The organism is Streptomyces sp. SID3212 (assembly GCF_009865405.1).
Taxonomy (GTDB): domain Bacteria; phylum Actinomycetota; class Actinomycetes; order Streptomycetales; family Streptomycetaceae; genus Streptomyces.
The window spans coordinates 1-968 of sequence record NZ_WWJY01000158.1 but is presented as its reverse complement, the minus strand read 5'-3'; the positions used below and the strand labels follow the sequence as shown (position 1 = coordinate 968).

Genomic DNA, 968 nt, shown 5'->3' with positions numbered 1-968 from the left:
CGGCGGGCAGCAACCCGCCGTCCAGCCGCTCGCGGGCGCCCCATGCCTCGCCGAGGTCGATCGCGGCGGCCCGGACCTGGTCGGCCTCGTCGCCGCCCGCGGGCCGTCCGGGCACGGTGGGAGCGACGAGGGTCAGGCGTTCGACCTCGTGCCCCTGTTCGGCGAGAGCGCGGGCCGCCTCGACGGCCACCAGCGCCCCGGTCGAGTATCCGGCCAGCCGGAAGGGTCCGGTCGGCCGTTCGCGCAGGACCGCTTCGGCACAGTCCCGGCCGAGTTCGGCGATCGTGGCGGTGGCAGCGGGCGGGTGTGTTCCGAAGCCCGGGGCCTGGACGCCCAGGACCGCTCCCGCTCCTGTCAGGCCGTCCAGGAGGTTGACCAGCCAGCTCAGTTCACCGGTGTCGCCGTACAGAGCGAAAACGGGTGGGCTGTCGGGGTCGGCGGGCGGGGCGAGCTCGAAGACCTTGGCTTCGGGCGGCGCCGGGACCTCGACGGGGCCCGGGACCCGGACCGGGGTGCTGGGGCCGGGTGCTGTGCTCGGCTCGTCCCGTACGGGCACCTCCCCCGCCGTATGTCCGTCCGCCGCCAGGTGGGCCGCCAGATCGCGGACCGTGGAGTGCTCGAAGATGGCGGCCATCGGAACGTCCTCGCCGAAGCGGGCCTGAACACGCTGCATGATGCGCAGCGCGGCGATGGAGTCGATGCCGTACGAGGCGAAGTCCCGCTCGGGATCGAGACTGCCGGCGGGCATGCCGACGCCTTCGGCGATGATGGCTCCCAGTTCCTCCACCACTCCGGCCGGGGGCTGCGCGGAAGCCGCGGCGCCGGCCGGTGCCGGGGCGGGAACGCGAGCCGGGGCGGGAGCCGGGAGGGCAACGACCGCGGGGGCGGCGACCCGGGCCGCTCGGGGTTTCGGCTCCGGCCGGGGTTTCGGCTCCGGCCGGGGTTTCGGCTCCGGCCGGGTCTCGAGC

General features: G+C 75.6%; 1 protein-coding gene. It reads right to left on the bottom strand.

The window, feature by feature from the left end:
* Positions 1-787 (bottom strand): phosphopantetheine-binding protein (locus tag GT042_RS04365; RefSeq protein WP_345943674.1); only part of this gene is annotated, 787 nt, incomplete at its 3' end.
* Positions 788-968 lie beyond the last annotated feature (181 nt).